The 2733-nt window shown below is 46.2% G+C and carries 2 protein-coding genes and 1 pseudogene; 2 read left to right on the top strand and 1 reads right to left on the bottom strand.

The features are described from left to right. Positions 1 to 53 precede the first annotated feature (53 nt). The gene (gene hisD, locus L0J61_RS10415) at positions 54 to 1349 is read left to right on the top strand and encodes a histidinol dehydrogenase (RefSeq protein ID WP_301466372.1); all 1296 of its coding nucleotides are present in this window, start codon (positions 54 to 56) and stop codon (positions 1347 to 1349) included. A 93-nt stretch (positions 1350 to 1442) separates the two neighbouring features. After that, on the top strand, positions 1443 to 2549 hold the full coding sequence (hisC, locus tag L0J61_RS10410) for a histidinol-phosphate transaminase (RefSeq protein WP_301466371.1): 1107 nt from the start codon (positions 1443 to 1445) through the stop codon (positions 2547 to 2549). 56 nt (positions 2550 to 2605) lie between these two features. Here the strand turns inward: hisC and L0J61_RS10405 are convergent. Further along, positions 2606 to 2733, bottom strand: a pseudogene (locus L0J61_RS10405) (IS30 family transposase); the annotation flags it as partial.

Genomic DNA, 2733 nt, shown 5'->3' with positions numbered 1-2733 from the left:
TTATTACGCCGTTCGTTTTAGCAGTATTTTATGCTCAGATATAGGATTAGGTCATGCGCCAGTTAAGTACCCAGAGTGCCGATTTTGATAGCCAGTTATCGGCGTTGCTTGCTTTTGAAACCGTCAATGATGCCGAATTATTACAAACCGTCGATGATATCATTGACCAAGTACGGCATGATGGCGATGGTGTCGTATTGGCATTAACCCAACAGTTTGATCAGCATCCCGCGACGACGATGTCAGATTTAGAACTCTCTAAAGAAGCGCTGGCAGAGGCATTCGATGGCTTAGATGCCACAGTGAAAACAGCGTTGAATACTGCAGCGACGCGCGTGAAAACATTTCATGAGCGTCAAATGCAAGGCAGCTGGGAGTATGAAGATGAGTTGGGCAATCGCCTAGGTCAAAAGCTGACACCACTCGATCGAGTCGGTATTTATGTGCCTGGTGGTCTGGCGTCTTACCCGTCTTCTGTATTGATGAACGCCATACCTGCCAAAGTGGCAGGGGTTGCTGAAGTTATCATGGTGGTGCCAGCGCCAAAGGGTGTTCTGAATCCACTAGTACTGGCAGCAGCACATTTGGCACAGGTAGATCGTGTCTTTACCATTGGCGGGGCGCAGGCTGTTGCCGCTCTCGCTTACGGCACGGAAACGATTCCTGCAGTAGATAAAATCACAGGTCCTGGTAATAAGTATGTTGCAGCCGCTAAACGCGTGGTGTTTGGACAAGTTGGGATTGATATGATTGCAGGGCCTTCTGAGGTGCTGGTTTATGCAGAAGGTGAAGCGCAAGATCGTGCAGATTGGCTGGCCATGGACCTGCTATCACAGGCGGAGCATGACCGCATCGCTCAAGCTATCTTTGTCACTACCAGTGAGCAGCAGCTTGCTGAAGTCGCGGCTGAAATCGAAAAAGCATTGGCAGAATTACCAAAAGCAGATATCGCTCGTGATTCTTTAAAAAACCGTGGCGCCCTTATTTTGGTCAAAGATCGCAGTGAAGGCATGGCTGTGATCAATCGTGTTGCTCCTGAACATTTGGAGCTGTCTGTGAATGATCCCGACGCCTTGCTGAGTGACGTTCGTCACGCCGGTGCTATCTTTATGGGCCGCCACACGCCTGAGGCCATTGGTGACTATTGCGCTGGACCCAACCACGTGCTACCGACATCAGGGACAGCTCGATTTTCTTCGCCGCTAGGGGTTTATGATTTCCAAAAGAAATCATCTGTCATTTATTGCAGCCAGTCAGGCAGCAAGCCATTGGCTGAGACGGCGGATATTTTGGCGCAGCGTGAGGACTTAGAAGCCCACGCTCGATCGGCTCGATACCGTTATCAGTGATGTATTTTCAATAGGTTGCTTTTGATATCTACACTTGATTTTATTTTAGATTTTTAATTTTGATAGTCTTTGTGGCTAACAGTAGGAGAACTTATGAGTGAGTTAAAGATAGACACCAGACTTTGGTCTTCTAAAGCCCGTAATTTGTCGCCGTATGTCCCAGGCGAGCAACCGCAACATGACAATTTATGCAAACTAAATACCAATGAAAACCCATTTCCACCGTCACCAAAAGTTGGTGAAGCTATTGCAAAGGTTTTAGGGCAGCAAGCGGATGATCTGCGCCTGTATCCAGCGCCGGACTCTGATGATCTGCGTGAGGTGTTAGCACAGCTACACGGTCTTGATATCAACCAAGTGTTTGTCGGCAATGGCTCAGATGAAGTATTGGCGTTTGTATTTGCCAGTTTTTTCTTAAAAGAGCGCCCATTGTTAGCCCCTGATATTAGCTATAGTTTTTATCCAGTGTATGCGCAGACTTTTGGTATAGAGTTGGTACAAATCGCCTTAGAAGATGATTTTAGTATAGATCCTGATGCGTATCGTCAGCCTTGTAGTGGAATCATCATTGCTAACCCCAATGCACCAACTGGGTTGTTATTATCGCTTGATGATATCCGCAAGCTTGCAGGTGAGCACTCAAACTCAGTGATTGTGATAGACGAGGCGTACATTGATTTTGCTGAGATAGATGAGGGTAATTCTGCCGCCAGTGTTTCGGCGGTGAGTCTCATCAATGAGTTTGATAATATTTTGGTGACACAAACCTTTTCTAAGTCACGTTCGCTGGCTGGTTTACGTGTCGGTATGGCCTTTGGTAATGTTTCGCTGATTGAAGCATTGACTCGTATGAAAAACAGCTTTAATAGTTATCCGCTTGATAAGCTAGCACAGGCTGGTGCGACAGCAAGCGTGTTAGATGTTGAGTACTTTGAGCAAACGCGTCAGCAGGTGAAGGATTTGCGTAAGGCGTTGACAGAAGGCCTCAATGCGCTCGACTATAAAGTATTACCATCACATGCAAATTTTGTGTTTGCCCGTCCAAAAGATGGCAATGCTAGTGCTGTCGCCAGTGTTTTGCGTGAACAAGGCATCATCGTACGTCATTTCGATAAGCCACGTGTTAATGAGTATCTGCGTATCACCATCGGTACAGCAGAGCAGAATAGACGCCTACTAAAAGCGTTATCTGCATTGTAGGTATTACCTACGTGCGCAGATAATCAAAATCTTAGATTAACACACCAAGTGCAACGCTAATTAATATTATAGAACGCCTGCATAGGCGTTTTAAACCCTAAGCGTTTTCTTGGTCTGTTGTTTAGTTTGTTCTCAATGTCCTGTATCTCATTATCAGAGACTTGTCTAAAGTCACAACCCTTAG

It is taken from the genome of Psychrobacter sp. (genome assembly GCF_030457785.1).
GTDB lineage: Bacteria > Pseudomonadota > Gammaproteobacteria > Pseudomonadales > Moraxellaceae > Psychrobacter.
This window is presented reverse-complemented; position numbering and strand designations above follow the sequence as displayed.